The 25,820-nt window shown below is 66.0% G+C and carries 25 protein-coding genes; 15 read left to right on the top strand and 10 right to left on the bottom strand.

What is annotated here, in order from left to right; all coding sequences use genetic code 11:
- Positions 1–89 precede the first annotated feature (89 nt).
- The 6 genes from JLDANKMP_RS15495 to ykgO form a co-directional block, all read right to left on the bottom strand.
- Positions 90–1,322, bottom strand: coding sequence for a TraB/GumN family protein (locus JLDANKMP_RS15495; protein WP_010484557.1), 1,233 nt, complete (start codon positions 1,320–1,322; stop codon positions 90–92).
- A complete protein-coding gene (locus JLDANKMP_RS15490; protein ID WP_005409279.1) occupies positions 1,315–1,845 on the bottom strand; it encodes a GNAT family N-acetyltransferase in 531 nt (176 codons plus the stop codon). Before JLDANKMP_RS15490 ends, JLDANKMP_RS15495 begins: the two co-directional genes overlap by 8 nt.
- A gap of 14 nt (positions 1,846–1,859) precedes the next feature.
- Positions 1,860–2,747, bottom strand: a complete 888-nt coding sequence (locus tag JLDANKMP_RS15485) for a carbon-nitrogen hydrolase (RefSeq protein WP_049397762.1) — start codon at positions 2,745–2,747, stop codon at positions 1,860–1,862.
- Between the two features lie 161 nt (positions 2,748–2,908).
- The gene (locus tag JLDANKMP_RS15480) at positions 2,909–3,946 is read right to left on the bottom strand and encodes an agmatine deiminase family protein (protein ID WP_212561582.1); all 1,038 of its coding nucleotides are present in this window, start codon (positions 3,944–3,946) and stop codon (positions 2,909–2,911) included.
- A 39-nt stretch (positions 3,947–3,985) separates the two neighbouring features.
- On the bottom strand, positions 3,986–4,315 hold the full coding sequence (locus JLDANKMP_RS15475; RefSeq protein WP_005416228.1) for a hypothetical protein: 330 nt from the start codon (positions 4,313–4,315) through the stop codon (positions 3,986–3,988).
- Between the two features lie 146 nt (positions 4,316–4,461).
- A complete protein-coding gene (ykgO, locus tag JLDANKMP_RS15470) occupies positions 4,462–4,587 on the bottom strand; it encodes a type B 50S ribosomal protein L36 (protein WP_005409283.1) in 126 nt (41 codons plus the stop codon).
- 197 nt (positions 4,588–4,784) lie between these two features.
- Here ykgO and cmk point away from each other — a divergent pair, with 197 nt between their 5' ends.
- The 8 genes from cmk to galU all read left to right on the top strand — a co-directional run bounded on the left by cmk (position 4,785) and on the right by galU (position 13,071).
- Positions 4,785–5,462, top strand: coding sequence for a (d)CMP kinase (gene cmk, locus JLDANKMP_RS15465; RefSeq protein WP_212561581.1), 678 nt, complete (start codon positions 4,785–4,787; stop codon positions 5,460–5,462).
- A 198-nt stretch (positions 5,463–5,660) separates the two neighbouring features.
- On the top strand, positions 5,661–7,346 hold the full coding sequence (gene rpsA / locus JLDANKMP_RS15460; RefSeq protein WP_005409285.1) for a 30S ribosomal protein S1: 1,686 nt from the start codon (positions 5,661–5,663) through the stop codon (positions 7,344–7,346).
- Positions 7,347–7,434: 88 nt separating this feature from the next.
- The gene (locus JLDANKMP_RS15455; RefSeq protein WP_005409286.1) at positions 7,435–7,740 is read left to right on the top strand and encodes an integration host factor subunit beta; all 306 of its coding nucleotides are present in this window, start codon (positions 7,435–7,437) and stop codon (positions 7,738–7,740) included.
- Between the two features lie 76 nt (positions 7,741–7,816).
- Positions 7,817–8,101, top strand: a complete 285-nt coding sequence (locus JLDANKMP_RS15450; RefSeq protein ID WP_005409287.1) for a lipopolysaccharide assembly protein LapA domain-containing protein — start codon at positions 7,817–7,819, stop codon at positions 8,099–8,101.
- Between the two features lie 6 nt (positions 8,102–8,107).
- Positions 8,108–9,286 (top strand): lipopolysaccharide assembly protein LapB, encoded by a 1,179-nt coding sequence (lapB, locus tag JLDANKMP_RS15445; RefSeq protein ID WP_005409288.1) that lies wholly within the window; start codon positions 8,108–8,110, stop codon positions 9,284–9,286.
- Between the two features lie 3 nt (positions 9,287–9,289).
- Positions 9,290–10,279, top strand: coding sequence for a glycosyltransferase family 4 protein (locus JLDANKMP_RS15440; RefSeq protein WP_212561580.1), 990 nt, complete (start codon positions 9,290–9,292; stop codon positions 10,277–10,279).
- A 3-nt stretch (positions 10,280–10,282) separates the two neighbouring features.
- Complete coding sequence (locus tag JLDANKMP_RS15435; RefSeq protein ID WP_005413043.1) at positions 10,283–12,196, top strand: nucleoside-diphosphate sugar epimerase/dehydratase; 1,914 nt, start codon at positions 10,283–10,285, stop codon at positions 12,194–12,196.
- Positions 12,193–13,071, top strand: a complete 879-nt coding sequence (gene galU, locus JLDANKMP_RS15430) for a UTP--glucose-1-phosphate uridylyltransferase GalU (RefSeq protein ID WP_005409291.1) — start codon at positions 12,193–12,195, stop codon at positions 13,069–13,071. Before JLDANKMP_RS15435 ends, galU begins: the two co-directional genes overlap by 4 nt.
- 481 nt (positions 13,072–13,552) lie before the next feature.
- Here the strand turns inward: galU and JLDANKMP_RS15425 are convergent, their stop codons facing one another.
- The 3 genes from JLDANKMP_RS15425 to JLDANKMP_RS15415 all read right to left on the bottom strand — a co-directional run bounded on the left by JLDANKMP_RS15425 (position 13,553) and on the right by JLDANKMP_RS15415 (position 17,926).
- Entirely contained in the window at positions 13,553–14,761 is a 1,209-nt protein-coding gene (locus JLDANKMP_RS15425; RefSeq protein WP_005409292.1) for an acetyl-CoA C-acyltransferase, read from the bottom strand.
- Between the two features lie 99 nt (positions 14,762–14,860).
- Positions 14,861–17,233 (bottom strand): 3-hydroxyacyl-CoA dehydrogenase/enoyl-CoA hydratase family protein, encoded by a 2,373-nt coding sequence (locus JLDANKMP_RS15420; RefSeq protein WP_212561579.1) that lies wholly within the window; start codon positions 17,231–17,233, stop codon positions 14,861–14,863.
- Positions 17,234–17,272: 39 nt separating this feature from the next.
- Positions 17,273–17,926: a TetR family transcriptional regulator gene (locus tag JLDANKMP_RS15415; RefSeq protein WP_005409294.1), complete on the bottom strand. Its 654-nt coding sequence runs from the start codon at positions 17,924–17,926 to the stop codon at positions 17,273–17,275.
- Between the two features lie 313 nt (positions 17,927–18,239).
- Here JLDANKMP_RS15415 and ndk point away from each other — a divergent pair, with 313 nt between their 5' ends.
- From ndk to der, 7 genes are all read left to right on the top strand, one after another.
- Entirely contained in the window at positions 18,240–18,665 is a 426-nt protein-coding gene (gene ndk, locus JLDANKMP_RS15410) for a nucleoside-diphosphate kinase (protein WP_005409295.1), read from the top strand.
- Positions 18,666–18,675: 10 nt separating this feature from the next.
- Positions 18,676–19,881, top strand: coding sequence for a 23S rRNA (adenine(2503)-C(2))-methyltransferase RlmN (rlmN, locus tag JLDANKMP_RS15405; protein WP_005409296.1), 1,206 nt, complete (start codon positions 18,676–18,678; stop codon positions 19,879–19,881).
- Complete coding sequence (locus JLDANKMP_RS15400) at positions 19,868–20,653, top strand: tetratricopeptide repeat protein (protein WP_212561578.1); 786 nt, start codon at positions 19,868–19,870, stop codon at positions 20,651–20,653. The genes rlmN and JLDANKMP_RS15400 overlap by 14 nt, the downstream gene beginning before the upstream one ends.
- A gap of 18 nt (positions 20,654–20,671) precedes the next feature.
- Positions 20,672–21,544 carry a RodZ domain-containing protein gene (locus JLDANKMP_RS15395; RefSeq protein ID WP_005409298.1) on the top strand — a complete coding sequence of 291 codons (873 nt, stop codon included), beginning with the start codon at positions 20,672–20,674 and terminating at the stop codon, positions 21,542–21,544.
- Positions 21,545–21,609: 65 nt separating this feature from the next.
- Positions 21,610–22,248 (top strand): tetratricopeptide repeat protein, encoded by a 639-nt coding sequence (locus tag JLDANKMP_RS15390; protein WP_212561577.1) that lies wholly within the window; start codon positions 21,610–21,612, stop codon positions 22,246–22,248.
- Positions 22,248–23,456 carry an outer membrane protein assembly factor BamB gene (gene bamB / locus JLDANKMP_RS15385; RefSeq protein ID WP_005409300.1) on the top strand — a complete coding sequence of 403 codons (1,209 nt, stop codon included), beginning with the start codon at positions 22,248–22,250 and terminating at the stop codon, positions 23,454–23,456. Before JLDANKMP_RS15390 ends, bamB begins: the two co-directional genes overlap by 1 nt.
- Positions 23,457–23,473: 17 nt before the next feature.
- Positions 23,474–24,871 carry a ribosome biogenesis GTPase Der gene (gene der / locus JLDANKMP_RS15380; protein ID WP_005413118.1) on the top strand — a complete coding sequence of 466 codons (1,398 nt, stop codon included), beginning with the start codon at positions 23,474–23,476 and terminating at the stop codon, positions 24,869–24,871.
- Between the two features lie 138 nt (positions 24,872–25,009).
- On the opposite strand, the gene JLDANKMP_RS15375 is transcribed toward der, so the two are convergent.
- Entirely contained in the window at positions 25,010–25,759 is a 750-nt protein-coding gene (locus JLDANKMP_RS15375; protein WP_212561576.1) for a lysine transporter LysE, read from the bottom strand.
- Positions 25,760–25,820 lie beyond the last annotated feature (61 nt).

Raw genomic sequence — 25,820 nt, 5'->3', positions numbered from 1 at the left:
TCCCCCTTTTTTTGCCGGGCATGGCGTGCCAACCAAGGTTGGCACCTACCAGAGCGCAGTCGAGCTTGGCTCGACGCTACACGGAACCATCAACCCGCCACCTTGCCCCACACCTTGAACGTGGTCAGCCACAGGCCGAGCATGCTGCCGATGTTGGTCAGCATGAACGTCAGCACCACGCGCGTGACCCGATTGCGGTACCAGCCCTTCAGGCTCTGCGCGTCGTCGCGCAGCTTGAGGAAGTCTTCGTACGCCGGCTTGCGCAGGCGCGCTTCCACCAACGCCGAGAATGCGCCGGTCGGGATGCTCAGGCGGAACGGCTTGAACGGGGCCACCGCGATCGCGGTGAGGATGCTCAGCGGGTGACCGCCTGCCAGCAGGCAGCCCAGGCCCGCCAGGCCGCCGGTATACATCGCCCAGGTCGCCAGCAGTTCGGTGCCCACGCCCAGACCACCGCGGTAGAAGCCCACGCCGATGCCGGTCGCCACGATGGCCAGGATGCCCAGCGTGAACCACGGAATGTTGCGCTTCTTCGGCACCGCCTCCAGCTCGGCGCGCAGCGGTGCCGGTGCCTCGGTGTCGGTTTCCAGGTAACGCGCCAGGCCTGCCAGGTGACCCGCACCGACAACCGCCAGCACTTCACGCTGCTGCGGGTTGTGTTCCTCGCGCAGGCGCGTGGCCATGTAGCGGTCGCGCTCGCCGATGATGGTCTCGTACAGTGCCGGGCTCTCGCTGGCGAACTCGCCGAAGCTCGATTCCAGCATGTCGCCCTGCTTGAGCTTCTCGATCTCGTTCTCGCCCACCTCCTCGGACGAGAACAGACCGGCGCCGAGACCGGCAACCAGCTTCAGCTTGCCGAAGAAACCCAGCCGTTGCGAGGCGCGGCGGAAGGTCAGGCCGACCTCGCGGTCGATCAGGTGCACCGGCAGGTCGCGTTCGCGCGCAAGTTCCACCGCGCGTTTCAGTTCCGCGCCCGGCTCGATGTCGAGCTGTTCGGCCAGGCGGCGCTGGTAGGCGGACAGGGCCAGGTTGGCGGCGAACAGGGCGACGCGGCCCTTGCGGATCACCTCGACCAGGTCGAGCTTGGCCAGCGTGTCCGGGTCGCTCAGCGCCTGCAGGCGCTGCGGGTCCAGTTCAACGGCCACGGCGTCGAAGCGACCGCTGTCGATGGCTTTCTCCACCGCCTCGACGCTGGCGCGTGAGACATGGGCGGTGCCCAGCAGGGTGTAGCGCACGCCGTCGCGTTCAACAACGCGTACCGGCTGGCCGGCGAACAGGTCGTCGCCGGTCTCGGGAAGGGTTTCGGTCATGGGTTCATTCATTGGAAGGTGCAGTGTCGGCGCCATCGCCGAGCGCGCGCTGCATCTGCACGGTATCCAGCCAACGGCCATGCTTGCGGCCGAGGCCACGGAACACGCCGACCAGCTCGAAGCCGAAGCGTTCGTGCAGCTTGATTGAAGCGGTATTGGTCGGTTCGCCGATGACCGCCACCATCTGCCGGTAGCCACGCGCCACGCAGGCGTCGATCAACGCCTGCAGCAGGCCGGTGCCGACGCCCTTGCCCTGGAACGCGGCATCGACGTAGACCGAGTTTTCCACGGTCCACTGGTAGGCAACGCGGGTGCGGTAGGTGTTGGCGTAGGCATAGCCGGCCACCTGGCCGTCAATCTCGGCGACCAGGTAGGGGAAGCCGCGGTCGATGATGTCGCGCATGCGGCGCAGCATCTCGGACGCGTCCGGGATGTCGTACTCGTAAGTGTTGACGAAGTCGGTCACTTCCACCGCGTAGATCGCGGTGATCGCGGCGATGTCGGCCGGGCCGGCATCACGGATGAGGACGGCCATGCGCGGGCTCCGGCTCAGTCGATGTAGCGCTTGAGCAGGTCGCCGTAGGCATCGATGCGGCGGTCGCGCAGGAACGGCCAGATGCGGCGCACATGCTCGCTGCGCTGCAGGTCGACATCGCACAGCAGAACCGTGGCATCGGTGCCGGCTTCGGCCAGGAATTCGCCCTGCGGGCCCAGCACGTGGCTGTTGCCCCAGAACTGGATGCCGGAGGCGCCCAGCGGCGAGGCCTCGTGGCCGACGCGGTTGCAGCTCAGCACCGGCAGGCCGTTGGCCACGGCGTGGCCGCGGTGGCTCAGCACCCAGGCGTCGCGCTGGCGGGTCTTCTCGTCCTGCACGTCGTCCGGGTCCCAGCCGATCGCGGTCGGGTAGAGCAGCAGTTCGGCACCGGCCAGCGCCATCAGGCGCGCCGCTTCCGGGTACCACTGGTCCCAGCACACCAGGACGCCAAGGCGACCCACCGAGGTATCGATCGGCTTGAAGCCGATGTCGCCCGGGGTGAAGTAGAACTTCTCGTAGAAGCCCGGATCGTCCGGAATGTGCATCTTGCGGTACTTGCCGAGCAGCGTGCCGTCCTTCTCGAACACCACGGCGGTGTTGTGGTACAGGCCGGCGGCGCGGCGCTCGAACAGCGAGCCGACCAGCACCACGCCATGCTGCTTCGCCAGCGCGCCCAGGCGCTCGGTGCTGGGGCCCGGAATCGGCTCGGCCAGGTCGAATTCGTCCACCGATTCGTGCTGGCAGAAGTACGGACCGTTATGCAGTTCCTGCAGCAGCACCAGCTTGGCACCCTGCGCAGCCGCCTCGGCCACGCGTGCTTCGATCACCGCCAGGTTGGCGGCGGCATCACCGTGGTTGCGCTCCTGGATCAGGGCGACGGTAAGGGGGCTGCGCGAGTTCATGCGGGGCGTTCCTGCGGGGGAAAACCAGCATGTTAGCGCGGATGGACGGCGACGGCGTGTCGCGCGCTGAATGGGTGCGATCGGTAGTGCCGGCCGCTGGCCGGCAATCCCGTGGATCCATCAGGCAGTGCAGGGTTGCCGGCCAGCGGCCGGCACCACCGTCAGACCTTCAACAGCCCTTCCGGCAGCTGCATGGTGATGCAGTGCAGGCTGCCGTTCTGCCAGATCAGCGAGCGGCAGGGCACCTGCACGATCTCGCGGCCCGGGTGCGCCTGGGCCAGCACATCGCGGGCCAGGTCGTCGGCCGGGTCGCCATAGGCCGGCATCAGCACCGCACCATTGACGATCAGGTAGTTGGCGTACGACGCAGCCAGGCGGCGGCCTTCGTCGATCACCGGCTGTGCCCACGGCAGCGGGAACAGGCGGTACGGCTGGCCATCCTTGGTGCGCAGTGCGGCCAGCTCGTTGCCCATCGCCTGCAGTTCGGCGAAGTGCGAGTCGCTCTCGTCGTCACAGGCCTGGTAGACGATGCTGTCGACCGAGGCGAAGCGGGCGAGGGTGTCGATATGCGCGTCGGTGTCGTCGCCTTCCAGGTAGCCGTGGTCCAGCCACAGCACGCGGTCCTGCTGCAGCCAGTCGGCCAGGTCGGCACTCAGGCTGGCGCGGTCGCGGTCCGGATGGCGCTCGTGCAGGCACTTCCAGGTGGTCAGCAGGGTGCCTTCGCCATCGGTCTCGATGCCGCCGCCTTCCAGCGCGAACGGGATGCTGCGCACCGGCGCGTCGTTGAACACGCCGGCCTGGTCCAGCACGCCCACCAGCTGGTCATCCAGGGTGGCGTCGAACTTGCCGCCCCAACCGGTGAAGCGGAAATCCAGCAGCTGGAAACCGCCGTCGGCACGGCGCAGGGTGATCGGGCCGGAGTCGCGCAGCCAGGTATCGTCGTAGGCGGCCGTGGTGAAGTGGACCTTGTCCATGTCGATGCGGTTGGAGCGCAGTCGCATTTCGGCATAGGTCTCCACATCGTCGTCGGCCACGCAGATCAGCACCGGCTGGAAGCGGGTGATGGCCGCGACCAGGGCGATGTAGGTCTCTTCCACCTGGCCCAGGCGGTCGGCCCAGTCGGTGTCGGCGGTGGGCCAGGCAATCAGGACGCCGCTCTGGGCTTCCCACTCGGCAGGAAAACGAAGGGTCTGGTTCATGGTCTCGCTACACAGGCCCGCCCATGGCGGGTAAAGGGATCAACGGATCGGCGGTTTCGGGCCGATTTCGTTCGGGTCCGCCTGGTTGGCCACCACGTCGATCACCTTCTGCTTCTCGAAGTAGACGGTGAACTGCGGGTACACCCAGCGGTTGATGGTCGGCCATTGCCGCTTCTGCCCGCCACGCGGCTGCAGCTGTTCGCTCGGCGCGCCGAACTGCGCCTGTACCTGCTGCATGCTCTGGCCGCGCACGGGCAGGGCACCGGCCGGCTTCTCGCGGGCGCGGTCGACAAGCAGGGTATCGGCCAGCGCCGGTGTGGCGGCGGCCAGGGTGGCCATCACGGCCAGGGCGGACAGGTAACGCTTCATCTCGATCTACTCCCCAGTGGTCAAGAAAGGCGATTACAGCAAAATCAGCAGGAAAAAGCCGCATAAACAAAAAACCGCCCGAAGGCGGTTTCTTGCATCGGGTCGGCCCCGCGCAGGGCCAGCCGCAGCCGTGAAGGCTGTTGGGCTTAGCGCTGACGCGCCTTGAAACGCGGGTTCGACTTGCAGATGACGAAGATCTTGCCGCGACGACGGACGACCTTGCAGTCGCGGTGACGGGCCTTCGCCGACTTCAGGGAGGACAGGACTTTCATGGCATACCTCGGCGTAAACAGTAGTTGTTCGGGTGGAGCGTGGCCGCGATATGCGAAAGACAATCGGCAGTTGACGCTCGTTCAAGCCCGCCATTCTACCGGGCTTTTCCTCGTGGTTTCAAGTGGTTGCACAAAAGATCCCGCTGGGGGTGTCTGGCAGGGGCTAGAATGGCCCCTTCACACGCTCTGGGAACCCCATGAATCCACTCGCTCCCGTCCTGACCATCGACGGCCCTTCCGGGGCCGGCAAGGGTACCATCAGCCGCATCATCGCGCGCCGGATGGGCTGGCATTACCTGGATTCGGGGGCGCTGTACCGCGCGGTGGGCGTGGCCGCGAGCTGGGCCGACATCGACACCTCCGACGCCTCTGCGCTGGTGCGCTGCACCTTCGATACCCATGTTCAGTTTGTTGAACAGGGCGAGTCGATGCGGATCATGGTCAACGGCACCGATGCCACCGACGAGCTGCGCCTGGAGACCACCGGCGCGCTGGCTTCTGCCATCGCCGCCATTCCCGAGGTGCGCGCCGCGCTGAAGGAGCGCCAGCGCGCATTCAGGGAGCTGCCCGGCCTGGTCGCCGATGGCCGCGACATGGGTACGGTGATCTTCAAGGACGCCCCCTACAAGGTCTTCCTGACCGCCAGTGCCGAGGAGCGCGCCGAGCGCCGGCATAAGCAGTTGAAAGACAAGGGGGTTTCTGTTAACTTTGATGACCTCCTGCGCGAGATCATGGCCCGCGACGCCCGTGATGCCCAGCGTACCGTGGCGCCCCTGAAGCCGGCAGACGATGCTGTCCTCATCGACACCACAGGCATCGGCATCGATGATGTCGTTGCCCGAGTGATGGATCTGCTTCCGGTTCCGGCTGCCTGATCCGTTCGCGCGGGAGCACTGCCAGCTGCATCGGTGGTGGTCGCGCAAAGCAGTGCTGTACCAGCTCCGTCGCGCAATGATGCGTGGCGGTTTTCCTACTACACACGACCTGCGTTTCCGGGGTCGACCAACAGGCGGGCGGTCGCCATTCCCCTGAAGGGGACGCCACCGACCCATGTGTCCAACAGAGTAAATCTAATGACCGAATCATTTGCCGAACTGTTTGAAGCCAGCCAGGCCAACCTGGCCAAGCTGAAGCCGGGCGCCATCGTCAGCGGTACCGTTGTTGAAGTCCGCGGCGACGTCGTGGTGATCAACGCTGGCCTGAAGTCCGAAGGCATCGTGCCGATCGAACAGTTCCGTAACGACGCTGGCGAAATCGACGTCGCCGAAGGCGACATCGTCAAGGTCGCCCTCGACTCGATCGAGAACGGCTTCGGCGAAACCGTCCTGTCGCGCGAGAAGGCCAAGCGCGCGATGGTGTGGGACGAGCTGGAAGAAGCGTTGGAAAAGAACGAAACCATCACCGGCCGCATCAGCGGCAAGGTCAAGGGTGGTTTCACCGTGGACATCAAGGATGTCCGCGCCTTCCTGCCGGGTTCCCTGGTCGATGTGCGCCCGGTGCGCGATCCGGCCTACCTGGAAGGCAAGGAACTCGAGTTCAAGCTCATCAAGCTGGACCGCAAGCGTAACAACGTCGTGGTCTCGCGCCGCGCTGTCGTCGAAAGTGAGCACTCGGAAGAGCGCGAGCAGCTGATGGACAAGCTGCAGGAAGGCGCGATCCTGAAGGGTGTCGTCAAGAACCTGACCGATTACGGCGCGTTCGTGGACCTGGGCGGCATCGACGGCCTGCTGCACATCACCGACATGGCGTGGAAGCGCGTGCGTCACCCGTCGGAAGTCGTGAACGTCGGCGACGAGCTGGACGTCCGCGTGCTGAAGTTCGACCGCGAGCGCAACCGCGTTTCGCTGGGCCTGAAGCAGCTGGGCGAGGATCCGTGGGACAACATCGGCCGTCGTTACCCGGCCAACAGCCGCGTCTTCGGCAAGGTCTCCAACGTCACCGATTACGGTGCGTTCGTTGAGATCGAGCCGGGCGTCGAAGGCCTGGTGCACGTCTCCGAGATGGATTGGACCAACAAGAACGTCAACCCGTCCAAGGTTGTGCAGGTTGGTGATGAAGTCGAAGTGATGGTGCTGGACGTCGATGAAGAGCGTCGCCGTATCTCGCTGGGCATGAAGCAGGTTGCCGCCAATCCGTGGGAAACCTTCGCTGCCACCCACAAGAAGGGTGACAAGGTGTCGGGCCAGATCAAGTCGATCACCGACTTCGGCATCTTCATCGGCCTGGACGGCGGCATCGACGGCCTGGTCCACCTGTCCGACATCAGCTGGAACACCACCGGCGAAGACGTCGTTCGCAACTTCAAGAAGGGCGATACCCTGGACGCCGTCGTCCTGGCTGTCGATCCGGAGCGCGAGCGCATCTCCCTGGGCGTGAAGCAGCTGGAGCAGGATCCGTTCGGCCAGTACATGGCTGCCAATCCGAAGGGCTCCAAGGTCGAAGGCGTGGTGAAGGAAGTCGACGCCAAGGGCGCGATCATCGAGCTGGCTGACGGCATCGAGGGTTACGTTTCGGCTCGCGACATCGCCAACGAGCGCGTTGACGACGCCACCCAGCACCTGAAGGTCGGCGACAAGATCGAAGCCAAGTTCGTGGGAATGGACCGCAAGGGCCGCACCCTGCAGCTGTCGATCAAGGCCAAGGACGACGCGGAAATGCGCGAAGTGCTGGAGGAATACCAGTCCTCTTCGGCTTCCAGCGGCACCACCCAGCTGGGCGCGCTGCTGCGTGCACAGCTGAACGGCAACAAGTCCGAGTAATCGGCCTTACGCTGTTTGTTGTTTCCTGGACGGCCCGGGCTTCTGCCCGGGCCGTTTCAGGCTGAGATGCCCCTGATGTGAGCCGGTAATGACCAAATCCGAACTGATCGAAATCCTTGCGCGCCGCCAGGCGCACCTGAAGGCCGATGATGTCGATCTGGCGGTGAAGTCGTTGCTGGAAATGATGGGCGGATCGCTGTCCGCCGGGGATCGCATCGAAATCCGTGGTTTTGGCAGCTTCTCGCTGCACTATCGTCCGCCGCGCCTGGGTCGCAACCCGAAGACCGGCGAATCGGTTGCCCTGCCGGGCAAGCACGTCCCCCATTTCAAGCCGGGCAAGGAACTGCGCGAGCGGGTCAGCAGTGTGCTGCCGCTGGACGCCGATCCGGCCTGAGCCCCCGTCGCGCCACCGCGTGCGAATCCAGCCGCGGGTCGGATAAGCTACGGACTCCTGCCACTGGAGCTGTCGCATGAAGGTCTTTCGTCTGCTGGTCCTGCTGGCGGTCCTGATCCTTGGGCTGATCATTGGTGCGGTCAACATGACCGCGATGTCGATCAACCTGCTTTTCACTCAATTGCACACCTCGGTGGGCGTGGCGCTGATCGCTGCACTGCTGGTGGGTGTCGTGGTCGGTGCCGGCCTGGTACTGGTGAGCGTGGTCATTCCGCTCTACAGCCAGCTGCGCCGTGCCAACAAGTCCGTGGCGGCAACGCCGGCCGCGGGTGTTTCCCCCCAATCTTTTGATGGACGCTGATCGAAGATGGATTTCGTCACCGAGTGGCTGTGGTTTTTCCTGTTCGTTCCGCTGGCCGCACTGGCCGGGTGGGTGATCGGCCGGCGCGGTGGCCAGCGCCACGGTGACAACCAGGTCAGCCGCCTGTCCAGCACCTACTTCCGTGGCCTGAATTACCTGCTCAACGAGCAGCCGGACAAGGCCATCGAACTGTTCCTGCACATCGCCGAGCTGGACAAGGAAACCTTCGAGACCCAGGTCGCGCTGGGCCACCTGTTCCGCCGCCGCGGTGAAGTCGACCGCGCCATCCGCCTGCACCAGGGGCTGGTCAACCGCCACGACCTGAGCGACGCGCAGCGCGTGCAGGCCCTGCTGGCACTGGGCGAGGACTATATGAAGTCCGGCCTGCTGGACCGTGCAGAGACCGTGTTCACCGAGCTGGCGCAGCTGGACCAGCGTGCCCCGCAGGCGCTCAAGCACCTGATCGGCATCTACCAGGCCGAGCGTGACTGGGAAAAGGCGATCGACAACGCCACCCGCTTCGAAGACGTCACCGGCGAGCCGATGGGCAAGCTGATCGGGCAGTTCGAGTGCGAACTGGCCGAACGCTTCCGCGGCGCCGGCAAGCTGGAAGAGGCGAGGGCAGCGATCGCACGCGCCTACCAAGCCGATGCGATGTCGGTGCGTGCCGGCATCATTGAAGGTCGCCTGGAAACCGATGCCGGCAATCCGGAAGCGGCCGTGCGCGCCTTCGAGCGCGCTGCGCGCAACGATCCGGAGTACCTGCCAGAGCTGCTGCCCGCGCTGATGCAGAACTATCGCAAGGTGGGCGATCTGGCAGGCGCACGTGCGTTCCTGTCGGAAATGACCGAGCACTACCGTGGCATCGCCCCGGTGCTGGCCCTGACCCGGCTGATGGAAGAGCAGGAGGGCGTGGCTCCGGCCCGAGCCTACCTTGGCCGCCAGCTCAAGGATCGTCCGTCGGTGCGTGGCGAATCGGCGCTGATCGACCTGACCCTGGCCGAGGGCGCCGATTCCACAGCGACCCTGCATGACCTCAAGCACATCACCGACCAGCTGCTGGTGCGCAATCCCGCTTATCGCTGCACCCGTTGCGGGTTCGGTGCACGCACCCACCACTGGCAGTGCCCGAGCTGCAAGGAATGGGGCACGGTCAAGCCACTGCTGAACTACGCGGTGCTCTGATCCATGCCGTGGCTCGTGATGGGCGCGCTGCTGGGGCTGGCCCTGCTGAGTGCGGGGTTGACCTGGGCGGCACGGGGTTATGCCCTGCGCCAGCAACTGGTGGACCACCCCGGCGAGCGTCGCAGCCATAGCGTGGCAACGCCGCGCGGTGGTGGCATCGCCATCGTCATCACCCTGCTGGTCACCGCCGGTGCAGCGATGTGGGTCTGGCCTGAATCGACACCGAGCCTGCTGGTGGCCAGCGTGGGCCTGGTGCTGGTGGCGGGCATCGGCTGGTGGGACGACCACCGGCCGTTGCCGGCCATGCGCCGCCTGCTGGTGCACTTCATTGCCGCCGCGCTGCTGGCCGCCCTGGTCAAGGTGCATGGTGGAAGCTGGTTGCTGGCCGGGCTGGTGCTGGTATTCACCGCCTCGTTGATCAACATCTGGAACTTCATGGATGGCATCAACGGTATTGCCGCCAGCCAGGCCATTGTTGTTGCGCTGGGCCTGGCGCCGGTGCTGCCGTGGCCGTATTCGCTGGCCGCGGTGGCGCTTGGCCTGGCCTGCCTGGGCTTCCTGCCGTTCAATTTCCCACGGGCCCGGATCTTCATGGGTGATGTCGGAAGTGGCGCGCTGGGCTATGCAGTCGCCGTCGTCCTGGCCATCGCTGCGGTGCGTACCGATATCAACTGGATCCTGCTGCTGGTGCCGGCTTCGGCGTTCCTCGTGGACGCGGGCTTCACACTGGCGGCGCGCATCATCTCCGGACAACGCTGGATGGAACCCCATACCCAGCACGTCTACCAGCGGGCGGTGCAGGCAGGAGCCAGCCACGCCCAGGTGACAGGGATGTACTTTGCTTTGGGCCTGTTCAGTATTACAGTGCTTAATGTCTGCTCCAATTTGCAGCCGAGGTGGGAGGCTGTCCTGGCGGTCGCGTGGTTTCTCGCGCTGAGCGTCCTCTGGATCCTCCTGCGCAATGGATTGCGTCACCGACAAGGAAATACCTGACTTATGGCTTCACCCTGGCGGGACAGAATCCTCGGCCTGATGCCGCGTTCGGCCATCGTCTGCCACGACCTGTTCATGGTCTGGGCATGCTGGCAGCTGCTCCACGCCGGGCGGTACTCGATCCTCCCCAACGCGCCCTCGCTTCCGCTGTGGAATGTCGACACCACCCTGGTGCTGCTGCTGCAGGGCCTGGTGTTCTGGCGCGTGGGCCTGTATCGCGGGCTGTGGCGTTTCGCCAGCGTCAGCGACCTGCTGAACATCTTCAAGGCCAGCTTCATCGGCCTGGTCGGCATCGTGCTGGTGCTGATGTGGAAGCGTTTCGACGGCGTGCCGATGTCGGTGCTGGTGATCTATCCGTTCGCGCTGTCGGCGTTGCTGGGCGCGCCGCGCCTGCTGTACCGGGCCTGGAAGGATTACCAGGCACTGCAGTCGGATTCGAGCGCGCGCCGCGTGCTGATCCTCGGTGCGGGGCAAGCCGCCGAGACGCTGGTCCGCGATCTGCGCCGCTCCGGCAACTTCGAACCGGTCGGCCTGCTGGACGACGCACCGCACCTGCGCGGCGCCAAGCTGCAGGGCCTGCCGATCCTGGGCAGCCTCGATGATGCCCCGGCCGTGGTCCGCGAGACTGCGGCCAAGTTGCTGGTGATCGCCATGCCCTCGCTGGATGCCGCAGGCATGCAGCGGGTGGTCGCCATCTGCGAAAGCACCGGCGTGCCGTTCCGCACCGTGCCCAAGCTGAGCGACATCCTGCAGGGGCAGTCGCTGCCCGGCCAACTGAAGGAAGTGGCGATCGAGGACCTGCTCGGCCGCAAGCCGATCACCCCGGACTGGAACCTGATCCGTGGCTGGTTGGGCGGGCGCACCGTGATGGTTACCGGTGCCGGTGGCTCGATCGGCTCGGAGCTGTGCCGCCAGTGCGCGCGCCACGGTGCCGGCCGCATCATCCTGCTGGAGATCAGCGAACTGCTGCTGCTGACCATCGAGGGTGAGCTGCGTCGCAGCTTCCCCGATATCGAGATCGAAGCGGTGCTGGGCGACTGTGGCGATCCTGCGGTGATCCGCCATGCGCTGTCGCTGCATCCGGTCGACACCGCGTTCCATGCCGCAGCGTACAAGCATGTACCGGTGCTGGAACGGCAGCTGCGCGAAGCTGTGCGCAACAACATCCTGGCGACCGAGAACGTGGCCCGCGCCTGCCTGGAAGCGCGCGTCGAGCATTTCGTGTTCATCTCCACCGACAAGGCGGTCGATCCGGTCAACGCGCTGGGTGCCAGCAAGCGCTATGCCGAGATGATCTGCCAGAGCCTGGACCAGAAGTCCACGCACACCCGTTTCGTTACCGTGCGCTTCGGCAACGTGCTGGCCTCGGCCGGCAGCGTGGTGCCGCTGTTCCGCGAGCAGATCCTGCGCGGTGGTCCGGTCACGGTCACCGATCCGGAAGTCACCCGCTACTTCATGACCATCCCCGAGGCCTGCCAGTTGATCCTGCAGGCCGCGGCCTCGGCCTCGCACGGTGCGATCTACACGCTCGACATGGGCGAGCCGGTGCCGATCCGGCTGCTGGCCGAGCAGATGATCCGTCTGGCGGGCAAGCAGCCGTACAAGGATGTGCAGATCATCTATACCGGCCTGCGTCCGGGCGAGAAGCTGCACGAGACGCTGTTCTATTCGGACGAGGACTACCGCGCAACCGCGCATCCGAAGGTCCTCGAGGCCGGCGTGCGCATGTTCTCGCGCGATCTGGTGCTGGGCAACGTCCCGCGCCTGCGCGAGGCGGTGTGCAGCTATGACACCGAAACCATCAAGGAAGTCCTGTTCGCGACGATGCCCGAGTTCTCGCCAATCGAACAGGATGCTTACATTTCATCCGCTAAAGTCGTGCCCTTTCCCGCACGCGAGGCCAACAGGCACCAATGAGCAAGCGAATTCGCAAAGCAGTTTTCCCCGTAGCGGGTTTGGGGACGCGTTTTTTGCCAGCAACCAAGACCGTGCCGAAGGAGATGCTGCCGATCATTGACCGGCCGCTGATCCAGTACGCAGTGGATGAAGCAATCGAGGCCGGCTGTGACACGCTGGTGTTCATCACCAACCGCTACAAGCACGCGGTCGCCGACTACTTCGACAAGGCCTACGAGCTGGAGCAGAAGCTCGAGCGCGCCGGCAAGCAGGAGCAGCTGGAGCTGATCCGTCACGTGCTGCCCAATGGCGTGCGCGCGATCTTCGTGACCCAGGCCGAGGCGCTGGGCCTGGGCCATGCGGTGCTGTGTGCCAAGGCCGTGATCGGTGACGAGCCGTTCGCGGTACTGCTGCCGGACGACCTGATCTGGAACCGCGGCGACAGCGCGCTGAAGCAGATGGCCGATCTCAACGAAGCCAGTGGCGCCAGCGTCATTGCCGTTGAAGATGTGCCGCACGACAAGACCGCCAGTTACGGCATCGTCGCGACCGAGGCCTTCGATGGCCGCAAGGGCCGTATTTCGCAGATCGTGGAGAAGCCGAAGCCGGAGGACGCGCCGAGCGACCTGGCCGTGGTCGGCCGCTACGTGCTGAGCCCGAAGATCTTCGAGCTGCTGGAGCAGACCGGCAGCGGTGCCGGCGGCGAGATCCAGCTGACCGATGCGATCGCGCAGCTGCTGAAGACCGAAGAGGTGGATGCCTACCGTTTCGAGGGCACTCGTTTCGACTGCGGTACGCACCTGGGGCTGGTGGAAGCGACGATCCGCTTCGCGCTGGACAACCCGAAGCTGGCAGGGCCGGCGCGGGAGAAGCTGACGGCGATGTTGGCGGAATAAGGTTTTCAAGCGTTCCGTTCGCGGCGCCTTGATTGATACGTGATGGGCGGGACGGGTGGGCCGTTGCAGGACACGCCGTAAACCCGTCCATGGGGGCTCGATGGCGCCATCCATGGCGCCAACGGTCCTGCAACGGCCCACCCGTCCCGCCTGTCAGGTTTCCTGCGGGCGCGGACGGGAAGGGCGGAATCAAGGGCGGGAGCACAATCAAAAAAGGCAGCCTATGGCTGCCTTTTTTGATTGTTGGGGTCAGATCCCTTTGCGTAGCAAAGGGCTCTGACCCCAGCTTTTGACCTTGCTTTTGCTAAACCCTCCGCCGCGCGGAATGTTGGGTGGCGCGGGTGGGTGAGGCTGACCGGGACTGTCAGCGGCATGGATGCCGCTGCCAAGCCCCCAGGGACGGGTTTACGGCGTGTCCCGGGCAGCCTCACCCACCCGGGCCCCACAGCCAACCAACAATCAGCCGGCAACGCCTTGATCCTTACAGCGCCTCGAAAATACCCGCCGCGCCCATGCCGGTGCCGATGCACATGGTCACCATGCCGTACTTCTGCTGGCGACGACGCAGGCCGTGCAGCAGGGTGGCGGTACGGATCGCGCCGGTCGCACCCAGCGGGTGGCCCAGGGCAATCGCGCCACCCAGCGGGTTCACCTTGCTCGGGTCCAGGCCGCAATCGCGGATCACCGCCAGCGACTGCGCGGCGAACGCTTCGTTCAGTTCAATCCAATCCAGCTGGTCCTGGGTCAGGCCGGCCTGCTTCAGTGCCTTCGGGATCGCGGCGATCGGGCCGATGCCCATCACTTCCGGGCGCACGCCGGCCACCGAGAAGCTGACGAAACGGGCCAGCGGGGTCAGGCCGTAGTCCTTGATCGCCTGTTCCGAGGCCAGCAGCACGGCACCGGCGCCGTCGCTCATCTGCGACGAGTTACCGGCGGTGACGGTGCCGCCGAACTGGCCGTTGCGGAACACCGGGCGCAGCTTGGCCAGGCCTTCAGCCGAGGAATCCGGGCGCGGGCCTTCGTCGGTGTCGGCGATCTTGTTGCGGGTGATGATGCGCTGGCCGTCGGCCAGGTCCGGCAGGTGCGAGACGATCTCGTACGGGCTGATCTCGTCCTTGAACTCGCCGTTCTGGATCGCGGCCATGGCCTTCTGGTGCGAGGCGAGGGCGAAGGCGTCCTGGTCTTCGCGCGAGACCTTCCACTCTTCGGCGACCTTCTCGGCAGTGATGCCCATGCCGTAGGCGATGGCCACGTGGTCGTTGTCGAACACGCTCGGCGCCATGGCGATCTTGTTGCCCATCATCGGCACCATCGACATCGACTCGGTGCCACCGGCCAGCATCAGGTCGGCGTTGCCCAGGCGGATCGCGTCGGCGGCCTGCGCCACGGCCTGCAGGCCGGAGGAGCAGAAGCGGTTCACGGTCTGTGCGGCGATGGTGTTGGGCAGGCCGGCCAGCAGCACGCCGATGCGCGCCACGTTCATGCCCTGCTCGGCTTCCGGCATGGCGCAGCCGATGATCGCGTCATCGATGCGGTTGACGTCCACGCCCGGGGCCTGGGCGACGACGCTGCGCAGCACGTGCGCAAGCATGTCGTCGGGGCGGGTGTTGCGGAACATGCCCTTGGGCGCCTTGCCGACCGGGGTGCGGGTGGCGGCGACGATGTAGGCGTCCTGGATTTGCTTGGTCATTGCAGTGATCTCTCGAATTTTTTAGCCGGGGTGCCGACCAACGGTCGGCACCCACCAGAGGCAGAGGAGTGCCAACCAGGGGTCGGCACCCGCCATCAATCAGTTACGCAGCGGCTTGCCGGTCTTCAGCATGTGCGCGATGCGGGCCTGGGTCTTTTCCTGCTGGGCCAGTTCGACGAAGTGCTTGCGCTCCAGGGTCAGCAGCCACTCTTCGTCCACCAGGGTGCCGCGGTCGACCTTGCCACCGCACAGCACGGTGGCGATGCGTTCGGCGATCTCGTAGTCGTACGGGCTGATGAAACGGCCTTCCAGCATGTTGACCAGCATCATCTTGAAGGTGGCGATGCCCACGTCACCGGCCACCTGGATGCGGCGTGCCGGCAGCGGCGGACGGTAGCCCGCTTCGGCCAGTGCACGGGCTTCGGCCTTGGCGATGTGCAGGGCCTCGTAGCTGTTGAACACCACCTTGTCGGTACTGCGCAGCAGGCCCAGTTCCTTGGCGTTGACCGCCGAGTTGGACACCTTGGCCATCGCCACGGTCTCGAAGGTCTTCTTCAGTTCGGCGAACACGTCGCCACCCGGGCCCGCGGCCTGCGAGGCACGCACGGCCAGTTCCTTCAGGCCGCCACCGGCTGGCAGCAGGCCGACACCGGCCTCGACCAGGCCGATGTAGCTTTCCAGGAAGGCCACGGTCTTGGCGCTGTGCATCTGGAACTCGCAGCCGCCGCCCAGGGCCAGGCCACGCACCGCTGCCACCACCGGCACCAGCGAGTACTTGATGCGCTGGCTGGTGCGCTGGAAGTTGGCGACCATTTCCTCGAACTGGTCGACCTTGCCGGCCTGCAGCAGGCCCAGTGCACCGGCCAGGTCGGCACCGGCGGAGAAGGGTTCCTTCTGCTGCCAGATCACCAGGCCCTGGAAGTCCTTCTCGGCGCGGCTCACGCATTCCTGCAGGCCGTCCAGCACCTGGTCGGACACGGTGTTCATCTTGGTCTTGAAGCTGACCACGGCGATGCCATCACCGTCGTGCCACATGCGCAGGCCGTCGTTCTCGAACACGGTCTCGCCCGGCGCGAACTTCTCGCCCAGCAGCGGATCCGGGAAACGCTGGCGCTGGTACACCGGCAGCGACGAGCGCGGCAGCTTGGCGTTGCGCGACGGGCTGTAGCTGCCCTCGGCGGCGTGCACGCCGTCGCGGCCGTCGAAGACCCAATCCGGCAGCGGGGCATTGCTCATGCTCTTGCCGGCGACGATGTCATCGGCGATCCACTGCGCGACCTGCTTCCAGCCGGCGGCCTGCCAGGTTTCGAACGGGCCCAGCGACCAGCCGTAGCCCCAGCGGATGGCCAGGTCGACATCGCGCGCGGTCTCGGCGATGTCGGCCAGGTGGTAGGCGCTGTAGTGGAACAGGTCGCGGAAGGTCGCCCACAGGAACTGCGCCTGCGGGTGCTGGCTCTCGCGCAGCTTGGCGAACTTCTCGGCCGGGTTCTTGATCTTCAGGATCTCGACCACTTCCGGTGCGGCGGTGCGGTCGGCCGGACGGTAGTCCTGCTTCTCCAGATCCAGTACCCCGATGTCCTTGCCGACCTTGCGGAAGATGCCGGCGCCGGTCTTCTGGCCCAGCGCGCCCTTGGAAATCAGCGCGTCCAGCCACTTCGGCGACTTGAAGAATTCATGCCACGGGTCATTCGGCAGGGTGTCGCCCATGGTCTTGATGACGTGGGCCATGGTGTCCAGGCCGACCACGTCGGAGGTGCGGTAGGTGGCCGACTTCGGGCGGCCGACCAGCGGGCCGGTCAGGCCGTCCACTTCATCGAAGCCCAGGCCGAACTGCTGGGTGTGGTGGATGGTGGACAGGATCGAGAACACGCCGATGCGGTTGCCGATGAAGTTCGGGGTGTCCTTGGCGTACACCACGCCCTTGCCCAGGGTGGTGACCAGGAATGCTTCCAGGCCCTCCAGCACGGCGGCATCGGTGGTGGTGGCCGGGATCAGCTCGGCCAGGTGCATGTAGCGCGGCGGGTTGAAGAAGTGCACGCCGCAGAAGCGGTGGCGCAGCTGCTCAGGCAGCACGTCGGCCAGCTTGTTGATGCCCAGGCCCGAGGTATTGGAGGCCAGCACCGCGTGGTCGGCCACGAACGGGGCGATCTTCTTGTACAGGTCCTGCTTCCAGTCCATGCGCTCGGCGATGGCCTCGATGATCAGGTCGCAGTCCTTCAGCTGCTCCAGGCCGGACTCGTAGTTGGCCGGGGTGATGGCTTCGGCCAGCGACTTGCTGGCCAGCGGCGCCGGGCTCAGCTTGCCCAGGTTGGCAATCGCCTTCAGTACGATGCCGTCGGCCGGACCTTCCTTGGCAGGCAGGTCGAACAGCACGGTGTCGACGCCAGCGTTGGTGAGGTGGGCGGCGATCTGGGCACCCATGACGCCGGCACCCAGCACAGCGGCGCGGCGGACTAGCAGGGAATTGGACATGGTGTAGGGCCTTTGTTGGTCAGCAGTTACTGGGTGGAATCAAAGGGAAGCGGGCAGGGCGCTGGCGCGTGCGGCGGCGCGGAACCCGGCTTCGGCGAAATGGATCAGTTCGTGGGCGGCATGGGCACGATGCGCCGCTTCGGTGACACCGGCGGGACGCTTGATCAGCCCGAAGTCGGCCATCGCATAGGTCAGCGAGCCGGCCAGGAAGTCGAGGCGCCAGTACAGCTCCTCCTTGCTCAGGTCCGGCACGCATTCGCCGATGGCCTTGCCGAACGCACGCAGCACGTGGCCGTAGTGGTCGGACAGGAACTTGCGCAGGTTGTCGTTCTTCTCGGCGTAGGCGCGGGCGATCACGCGCACGAAGGCGCCGCCGTTCTGGCGGTCCTGGGCCAGCGCCAGGGCCGGCTCGACGAAGGCAGCCAGCACCGGGCGCAGTTCACCCGGGTGCTCGGCGCGGGCGCGCTCGAGCTGCGACAGGCGGGCACCGGTCATCTCGTCCATGCGGCGGCGGAACACCTCGTTGACCAGGTTTTCCTTGGAGCCGAAGTGGTAGTTGACCGCGGCGATGTTGACGTCGGCCTGGCTGGTCACCTGGCGCAGCGAGGTGCCGGCGAAGCCGTGCTGGGCGAACAGCTCCTCGGCCGCGCCGAGGATCCGGTCCTTGGTCGAGAAGTGGGCGGGCTTGGCCATCGGTGGGCGGACCTTAATCAAACGATTGTTTGATACTAGGACCAGACGGTGCCGTATGGCATTTTGCAGTGCAGCAAAATCGGCCGATCCGGTCAGATTTCACTCAGGTGGGTGAATGGGGTAGTGCCGGCCGCTGGCCGGCAGCCCCGAGGTTGAATGGCGCCCAATGCCGGCCAGCGGCCGGCACTACCATGCCGCCGCTTTATCTTTTACAATTCGCCTACGTTTATCAGGCTAAGCCCGCGTCCCGACGCGGGTTTTTTTCATGTTACCCTTCGGGCCATCAGCGGCCCGATTCCATTGGAGACATCCCATGGCGCTGGAGCGCACCCTTTCGATCATCAAGCCGGACGCCGTTGCCAAGAACGTCATCGGCGAAATCTACGCCCGCTTCGAGAAGGCCGGCCTGAAGGTCGTGGCCGCCAAGTACAAGCAGCTGTCGCGTCGTGAAGCCGAAGGCTTCTACGCCGTGCACCGCGAGCGTCCGTTCTTCAACGCGCTGGTCGAGTTCATGATCTCCGGCCCGGTGATGATCCAGGCCCTGGAAGGCGAGAACGCCGTCCTGGCCCACCGCGACCTGCTGGGCGCCACCAACCCGAAGGAAGCCGCGCCGGGCACCATCCGCGCCGACTTCGCCGAATCCATCGATGCCAACGCCGCCCACGGCTCGGACTCGGTCGAGAATGCCGCGATTGAAATCGCCTACTTCTTCGCCGCCACCGAAGTCGTTTCGCGCTGAGAGTAATGCCGTGAACGAGGTCGTACAGTCCCCCGCCATCCAGCCGCTGCCGAAGTCGGCACCCACGGCTGGCAAGCAGAACCTGCTCGACCTCGATCGCGCGGGCCTGGAGAAGTTTTTCGTCGAGGTTCTCGGCGAAAAGAAGTTCCGTGCCCATCAGGTGATGAAGTGGATCCACCATCGCTACGTCACCGACTTCGATGAAATGACCGACCTCGGCAAGGTCCTGCGCGCCAAGCTGCAGGCCCATGCCGAGGTGCTGGTTCCCAACATCGTGTTCGACAAGCCCTCCGCCGACGGCACCCACAAGTGGCTGCTGGCGATGGGCGTGGATGGCAAGAACGCCATCGAGACCGTGTACATCCCGGACAAGACCCGCGGCACGCTGTGCGTGTCCTCGCAGGTCGGTTGCGGCCTGAACTGCACGTTCTGCTCCACTGCTACCCAGGGCTTCAACCGCAACCTGACCACCGCCGAGATCATCGGCCAGGTGTGGGTTGCCGCGCGCCACCTGGGCAACGTGCCGCACCAGATGCGCCGCCTCACCAACGTGGTGATGATGGGCATGGGTGAGCCGCTGATGAATTTCGACAACGTCGTGCGCGCCATGAGCGTGATGCGCGACGACCTGGGCTACGGCCTTGCCAACAAGCGCGTGACCCTGTCGACCTCCGGCCTGGTGCCGCAGATCGACCGCCTGTCTGCCGAAAGCGACGTGTCGCTGGCGGTGTCGCTGCATGCGCCGAACGACGCGCTGCGCGAGACCCTGGTGCCGCTCAACAAGAAGTACCCGATCGCCGAGCTGATGGCCTCGTGCGCACGCTACCTGCGCGCCAACAAGCGCCGCGAATCGGTCACCTTCGAATACACCCTGATGAAGGGCATCAACGACAAGCCCGAGCATGCCCGCGAGCTGGCCCGCCTGATGCGCCAGTTCGACAACGCGGTGCAGGCCAAGGATTCGGGCAAGGTCAACCTGATCCCCTTCAACCCGTTCCCGGGTACCCGCTACGAGCGTTCGGAAGAGGCGCACATCCGCGCCTTCCAGAAGATCCTGCTCGACAGCAACGTGCTGACCATGGTCCGCCGTACCCGTGGCGACGACATCGACGCCGCCTGTGGCCAGCTCAAGGGCCAGGTGATGGACCGCACCCGCCGCCAGGCGGAGTTCAACAAGACGCTGCAGGCGGGGAAGGGGAGCGATGCCGCGGCCTGACCGCCTCTGGCTGGTTCTGCTCGCAGGCACGCTGGCCCTCGCGGTCGGCGGCTGCAAATCCCATCCCAAGGCCAAGCTTGGCCCGAGCGAGGCGCCGGTCTACTCCGTCCGTGATCCGGAAGGGGTGCGGCAGCAGGTGCGCTGGCAGGAGTTGCTGACCCTGGCCGGCCGCGACATCCAGGGCGGCAATCTCGATGCTGCCGAGCGAAAGGCGCGCGAAGCCCAGAAGCTGGTGCCGACGGCCCCCGACGGCCTGGTCCTGCTTGCGGGCATCGACGAGCGTCGCGGTCGCAGCCAGCAGGCCGGCGAGAACTTCCGCAAGGCCGCCGAGCTGGCGCCGCAACGTGGCGACGTGCTCAACAACTATGGTGCCTGGCTGTGCCAGCAGGGCCTAGCGGCCGAATCGCTGGTGTGGTTCGATCGTGCCCAGCGGGCGCCGGGCAATCCCGCCGTCGCCGAAGCGCAGTCCAATGCCGGCAGCTGTGCGCTGGATGCGGGCCAGTTCGAGCGTGCCGAGCGCGACCTGCGCGCGGCGCTGTCGGCGCTGCCGGGAAACCCGGTCGCGCTGGAGGCCATGGCCCAGCTCAGCTTCCGCCAGGGCCGCTACATGGAGGCCCGGGCCTTCGCCGAACGTAGGATTGCGGCTGCACCCGCAACGCGTTCCGTGTTACAACTTGCGTCTCAAATCGAAGCGCGGCTGGGTGATCGGGCGGCATCTGACCGCTATCTTCAGCGCATTCGACAGGAATTTCCGCAGGAAGCGGGCTCCTAACTCCAGGGTTGATGCATTGTGATTGATGACCAGACTGTGAGCGCTCTCGAGACTGCGGCCGGCTGCGGCACCCGCCTGCGCCAGGCCCGTGAAGCGGCCGGACTGACCCTTGAGGATGTCGGCTCGCGCCTGCGCATGCCGGTCCAGGTGGTCAGGTCGCTGGAGGAAGAGCAGTGGCAGAAGCTGGGCGCGCCAGTCTTCGTGCGCGGCCAGTTGCGCAGCTACGCGCGCCTGCTCGACGTCGATGTGAGCCAGCTGCTGGAGCAGGCCCAGGTGGGTCCTGTCGTGCCGCCCACCCTGGTCAGCCATACCCATACCCCGCGTGCGCGCCGCATTGCCGAGAATCTCGGCCGGCGCGTGCTGTACGTCGGCATCACCGCCGTACTGGCCGTGCCGGTGTGGTTCGCCACCCGCGGCCATTTCGATGGCAGCGCCACGCCGTCGCCGAACACGGCCTCGCTGGACGCGATCCCGGCCGCTGTGCCGGTGGCCCCGTCCGCTGCGGGTGTCGAGCCGGCAGCCCCGGCTGAAGTCGCGAGTGCCCCGGCCAGCAAGCCGGCCGCAACCCCGTATGTCGCTTCGCTGTCCCCGGTGCCGCGTTCGGCACCCGCTGCGCCCGCAGCCGCCAATACGCTGGAGATGCAGTTCAGCGGCGACAGCTGGGTCGATATCGGTGGTCCGGACGGCGCCACGGTCGAAAAGGCGCTGATCAAGTCCGGCGAGAGCCGCAGCTTCACGCCGGGCCAGGTGACCCGGGTGACCCTGGGCAACGCCTCGGCGGTCCAGGTTCAGCAGAACGGCGCTATCGTCGATCTGACCCCCTACCAGCGAGCCAACGTGGCACGCTTTCAGGTATCCTCTGAAGGCTCCGTAGTCCCGGTTTCGCACTGAGGCGCGGTTTCACCACCTTCGATTAAACCCAATGGTCCCTCCCGATGGGCGGGGCGAGAGTACGCATGGCGATCGACGATCTGCTCGACGAGCACGAACAAAGTGAACGCGTCCGCAGCTGGCTGCGGAAGAATGGCGCCAGCATCCTCGGTGGCGTAGCCATCGCGATCGGTGCCATTGCCGGCTGGCAGTGGTACCAGAAGGATCAGGGCGGCAAGCTGGCCTCGGCCAACGTGGAATACCAGAAGGCCCTGGTCGGTCTTCAGCAGAACAAGCTCGACGACGCTGCCAAGGCAGTGAAGGCGCTCGAAGCGGGCCCGTCCAGCATCTATGGCGACCTCGCGGCGCTGCAGCTGGCCAAGGCCCAGGTCGACGCCGGCAAGAACGAAGAAGCGCTGGCCACCCTGCGCGCCGTGAAGGTCGAAGGCGACCTGCAGCGCGTGGTCGACCAGCGTGTGGCCCGCCTGCTGGTGGCCACCGGCAAGAGCGACGAGGCGATCAAGCTGCTGGGCAGCGCCACTGACAGCAGCAGCCTGGAAATCCATGGCGATGCGCTGATGGCGCAGGGCAAGCGCGATGACGCCCGCGCACAGTACGAGAAGGCGCTGAAGTCGCTGGACGTGGCAGCGCCGCAGCGGCGCCTGCTGGAAACCAAGGTTATGGATGCCGGCGGCACGGTCGCCGCCCCTGCGGAGTCGGTTTGATGAGTCAGAAGGTCATGATCACCCGCGTCGCCACCGTGCTCCTGATGGGCATGGCCCTGACCGGCTGCAGCACCATGAAGGGCTGGTTCGCCGGCAAGGACGCGGCAGCGAAGAAGGCCCAGGAGCCGGCTGAGCTGGTCAAGTTCGAGCCGAGCGTCAAGGTCAACAAGGCCTGGTCGGTCAACCTCGGCAAGGGCGAGCGCCGCATCGGCGTGCGCCAGGGCCCGGCCGTTGCCAATGGCCATGTGTTCGCTGCGGCGATCACCGGCGGCGTGCACGCCATCGACCTGCAGACCGGCAAGAAGGTCTGGACCTGGGAGCCGCAGAAGGAAAAGAAGAAGCCGAAGCTGCGCCTGTCCGGCGGCCCGGGTGTCGGTGAGAACCTGGTCGTGATCGGCACGCTTGATGGCCAGGTCATCGCCCTGGACATCAATGACGGCAGCGAGAAGTGGCGCGCCCGTGTTCCGGGTGAGGTCATTGCTGCGCCAGCCGTGGCCCAGGGCCTGGTGTTCGTGCGCAGCAACGACGGCCGCGTCACCGCGTTCGATGCCGGCAACGGCACGCAGAAGTGGTTCAACCCGAGCGAACTGCCGGCGCTGACCGTGCGCGGCAACGCGCCGGTGGTCACCGGTCCGGGCGTGTTGTTCATCGGCAAGGACGAAGGCGCGGTTGCCGCGCTGGCCATGCAGGATGGGCGTACCCTGTGGGAACAGAACCTTGGCAACGGCGAAGGCCGTACCGAGCTGGACCGCATGGCCGATGTCGACGGTGCTCCGGTGCTGGAGGGCAACACCCTCTTCGTGAGCAGCTTCAAGAACCAGACCATGGCCATCGAAGGCCCGACCGGTCGCCCGCTGTGGGCGCGCGACCATGGCGGTGCAGGTGGTGTGGCGGTGTCGTCGGGCAATGTGTTCGTCACCGACAACAAGGGTGGCGTGTTCGGCCTGGACAAGGCGACCGGCGCTGCCATGTGGTCGCAGACCGAGCTGGCCCGTCGTTCGCTGACCGGCCCGGCGCTGCACGGTGATTACGTGGTCGTCGGCGACTACAAGGGATACGTGCACTGGTTGAAGACCTCCGATGGTGCGATGGCGGCACGGGCGAAGAGCGGCGGTGACGCCCTGCTGGCCCAGCCGGTCGTCGTCGACGGGGTGCTGCTGGTGCAGAACGTGGATGGCAAGCTGACCGCCTTCCGGTTGGCAAATTAAAAATTGGAGTAATCGCGATGCTGCCTTTGGTCGCCCTGGTTGGACGGCCGAATGTCGGCAAGTCGACTATTTTCAATGCGCTTACGCGCACCCGCGACGCGCTGGTCCATGACCAGCCCGGCGTCACCCGTGACCGCAACTACGGCGTCTGTCGCCTCGACGAGGACAACCATTTCCTCGTCGTGGATACCGGCGGTATTGCCGGGGAAGACGAAGGCCTGGCGGGTGCCACCACGCGCCAGGCCCGGGCTGCGGCGGCCGAAGCCGATCTGATCCTGTTCGTCGTCGACGCCCGCGAGGGCACCTCGGCGCTGGACGACGAGATCCTGGCCTGGCTGCGCAAGCTGTCGCGCCCGACGCTGCTGCTGATCAACAAGATCGACGGCACCGACGAGGACAGCGTGCGTTCGGAATTCGCCCGTTACGGCTTCGGCGAGATGCTGACCGTGTCGGCCGCGCACCGCCAGGGTCTGGACGACCTGCTTGACGAAGTGATCCAGCGCCTGCCGGAAGAAGGCAGCGGCGAAGAACTGGACAACGATCCGAACCGTATCCGCATCGCCTTCGTCGGACGTCCGAACGTGGGCAAGTCGACCCTGGTCAACCGCATCCTCGGCGAGGAGCGCATGATCGCCTCCGACGTGCCGGGCACCACCCGCGACTCGATCGCGGTGGACCTGGAGCGCGATGGACGTGAGTACCGCCTGATCGACACCGCCGGCCTGCGCCGCCGTTCGCGCGTGGACGAGGTCGTCGAGAAGTTCTCGGTGGTCAAGACCATGCAGTCGATCGAGCAGTGCCAGGTCGCCGTGCTGATGCTGGACGCCACCGAAGGCGTGACCGACCAGGACGCTACCGTGCTCGGTGCCGTGCTCGACGCCGGCCGCGCGCTGGTGATTGCCATCAACAAGTGGGATGGCCTGACCGAGTACCAGCGCGAGCAGGCCGAAACCATGCTGTCGCTGAAGCTGGGCTTCGTGCCGTGGGCCGAATCGGTGCGCATCTCGGCCAAGCATGGCTCGGGCCTGCGCGAGCTGTTCCGTGCGGTGCACCGCGCGCACGAATCGGCGAACAAGACCTTCACCACCAGCGAAGTGAACAAGGCGCTGGAAGTGGCGTACGAGACCAATCCGCCCCCGACCATCCGCGGCCACGTCTCCAAGCTGCGCTACGTGCACCCGGCCGGTTCCAACCCGCCGACCTTCATCGTGCACGGCACCCGCCTGAAGGAACTGCAGGAGTCGTACAAGCGCTACCTGGAGAACTTCTTCCGCAAGCGCTTCAAGCTGATCGGTACGCCGGTGAGCTTCATCTTCCGCGAGGGCACCAACCCGTACGAGGGCAAGAAGAACGTCCTCACCGAGCGGCAGGTCAAGGCCAAGCGGCGCTTGATGAAGCACGTCAAGGGCAAGTGATTCACGGGAAGGCGGCCGCAGGGCCGCCTTTCTTGTGTGTGGTCGTGCCGGCCGCTGGCCGGCAACCCGATGATGCCTGGTGTGTTCACGAGGTTGCCGGCCAGCGGCCGGCACTACCCCTACGTCTACAGTCCTCGATCATGGCGAACTGTTGCGACGAGCGCGGCAATGCGGCAACGCGCATGGGGCACTGCGGGGCGCGGCCATCATCGATTCGGGCAGCTGCGCCTGCCCCGTGAGGCTCGCCCAGACCAGGGTGGTACCCAGTACCCCTGCCAGGTACGCCACCGACACCGCGCCGATCACCAGACCCGCGGCATGCTCCAGCCACGGAAGCAATCGGCAACACCCCTGTGCCCAGCGCGGATGGCTGCCGAGCCACGCCATCAGCAGGCCGAGCGACAGCGCGACGCCGCCCAGGCAGGCCACGTAAGCGGCCTTTGTATCCATGTCGGCAACGAGGCCGCTGACCAGGGCTGCAACCGCGAGCTGCAGCGTCCAGTTGTTGATGCTGGCGAGCGCCAACAGGCATCCAGCCTCGGCGTGCGGCCAACGGGAGCGGGCCTTCAGGCCCCGGGGCATCTGCAGGGAAAGCGGAGAGAGGGGGATCAGCCCGGCGTCGCGCAGGCACATGCCCGCCAAGCGCAGCAGCAGCAGGCAGCCCGCGCACTCCATCGCCAGCGTCCACAGGCCGCGGTTTCCCAGCATGCCCGCCGCAACGAAGGCCGTGGCGCAGATGATGCCCGTACCGATGGCGATACCGAACGATGCGGCCATGGCGGCGCGCCCGCCCGCGCCCATCGCGGTGCGCAGGATCTTCGCGTGATTCGACGCAGGCAGGAGCAGGGCGAAGCCGTACAGCACCGCGACGATGAAGAACTGCTGCACGAAAACCTGCCACCAAACTACAGAAAGTGCCGAGTGTGGGCTGCGCTGGACGCGCCGTATT

The organism is Stenotrophomonas sp. PE591 (assembly GCF_018320795.1).
In the GTDB taxonomy this organism is placed as follows: domain Bacteria; phylum Pseudomonadota; class Gammaproteobacteria; order Xanthomonadales; family Xanthomonadaceae; genus Stenotrophomonas; species Stenotrophomonas maltophilia.
This window is presented reverse-complemented; position numbering and strand designations above follow the sequence as displayed.

Coding starts and splice junctions, on each gene's coding strand:
- JLDANKMP_RS15420 (WP_212561579.1), bottom strand. CDS start 17,233: ATGTCCAATTCCCTGCTAGTCCGCCGCGCCGCTGTGCTGGGTGCCGGC.
- rpsA (WP_005409285.1), top strand. CDS start 5,661: ATGACCGAATCATTTGCCGAACTGTTTGAAGCCAGCCAGGCCAACCTG.
- JLDANKMP_RS15400 (WP_212561578.1), top strand. CDS start 19,868: ATGCCGCGGCCTGACCGCCTCTGGCTGGTTCTGCTCGCAGGCACGCTG.
- der (WP_005413118.1), top strand. CDS start 23,474: ATGCTGCCTTTGGTCGCCCTGGTTGGACGGCCGAATGTCGGCAAGTCG.
- JLDANKMP_RS15495 (WP_010484557.1), bottom strand. CDS start 1,322: ATGAATGAACCCATGACCGAAACCCTTCCCGAGACCGGCGACGACCTG.
- lapB (WP_005409288.1), top strand. CDS start 8,108: ATGGATTTCGTCACCGAGTGGCTGTGGTTTTTCCTGTTCGTTCCGCTG.
- JLDANKMP_RS15475 (WP_005416228.1), bottom strand. CDS start 4,315: ATGAAGCGTTACCTGTCCGCCCTGGCCGTGATGGCCACCCTGGCCGCC.
- JLDANKMP_RS15455 (WP_005409286.1), top strand. CDS start 7,435: ATGACCAAATCCGAACTGATCGAAATCCTTGCGCGCCGCCAGGCGCAC.
- bamB (WP_005409300.1), top strand. CDS start 22,248: ATGAGTCAGAAGGTCATGATCACCCGCGTCGCCACCGTGCTCCTGATG.
- galU (WP_005409291.1), top strand. CDS start 12,193: ATGAGCAAGCGAATTCGCAAAGCAGTTTTCCCCGTAGCGGGTTTGGGG.
- cmk (WP_212561581.1), top strand. CDS start 4,785: ATGAATCCACTCGCTCCCGTCCTGACCATCGACGGCCCTTCCGGGGCC.
- JLDANKMP_RS15435 (WP_005413043.1), top strand. CDS start 10,283: ATGGCTTCACCCTGGCGGGACAGAATCCTCGGCCTGATGCCGCGTTCG.
- JLDANKMP_RS15390 (WP_212561577.1), top strand. CDS start 21,610: ATGGCGATCGACGATCTGCTCGACGAGCACGAACAAAGTGAACGCGTC.
- JLDANKMP_RS15440 (WP_212561580.1), top strand. CDS start 9,290: ATGCCGTGGCTCGTGATGGGCGCGCTGCTGGGGCTGGCCCTGCTGAGT.
- JLDANKMP_RS15450 (WP_005409287.1), top strand. CDS start 7,817: ATGAAGGTCTTTCGTCTGCTGGTCCTGCTGGCGGTCCTGATCCTTGGG.
- JLDANKMP_RS15490 (WP_005409279.1), bottom strand. CDS start 1,845: ATGGCCGTCCTCATCCGTGATGCCGGCCCGGCCGACATCGCCGCGATC.
- JLDANKMP_RS15480 (WP_212561582.1), bottom strand. CDS start 3,946: ATGAACCAGACCCTTCGTTTTCCTGCCGAGTGGGAAGCCCAGAGCGGC.
- ndk (WP_005409295.1), top strand. CDS start 18,240: ATGGCGCTGGAGCGCACCCTTTCGATCATCAAGCCGGACGCCGTTGCC.
- ykgO (WP_005409283.1), bottom strand. CDS start 4,587: ATGAAAGTCCTGTCCTCCCTGAAGTCGGCGAAGGCCCGTCACCGCGAC.
- JLDANKMP_RS15425 (WP_005409292.1), bottom strand. CDS start 14,761: ATGACCAAGCAAATCCAGGACGCCTACATCGTCGCCGCCACCCGCACC.
- JLDANKMP_RS15485 (WP_049397762.1), bottom strand. CDS start 2,747: ATGAACTCGCGCAGCCCCCTTACCGTCGCCCTGATCCAGGAGCGCAAC.
- JLDANKMP_RS15415 (WP_005409294.1), bottom strand. CDS start 17,926: ATGGCCAAGCCCGCCCACTTCTCGACCAAGGACCGGATCCTCGGCGCG.